Origin of the sequence: Pseudomonas sp. 86_A, assembly GCF_017491705.1 — a bacterium.
GTDB classification, from domain to species: Bacteria; Pseudomonadota; Gammaproteobacteria; order Pseudomonadales; family Pseudomonadaceae; genus Aquipseudomonas; species Aquipseudomonas koreensis.
The window spans coordinates 1-225 of record NZ_JAFGYS010000248.1; the positions used below are offsets into that span (position 1 = coordinate 1).

The following is a 225-nucleotide window of genomic DNA, read 5'->3' on the forward strand; positions in this document are numbered from 1 at the left end:
TGGAAGTTCGCGACCTGCTGTCCACCTATGACTTCCCAGGCGACGACACTCCGATCATCATCGGTTCGGCTCGTATGGCGCTGGAAGGCAAAGACGAAAACGAGATGGGCACTACTGCCGTCAAGAAGCTGGTTGAAACTCTGGACAGCTACATCCCAGAACCAGTTCGTATGATCGACAAGCCATTCCTGATGCCAATCGAAGACGTATTCTCGATCTCGGGTC

1 pseudogene is annotated in these 225 nt (G+C 53.3%); it reads left to right on the top strand.

The features are described 5' to 3' along the window. Positions 1-225, top strand: a pseudogene (gene tuf / locus J5M57_RS28865) (elongation factor Tu); the annotation flags it as partial.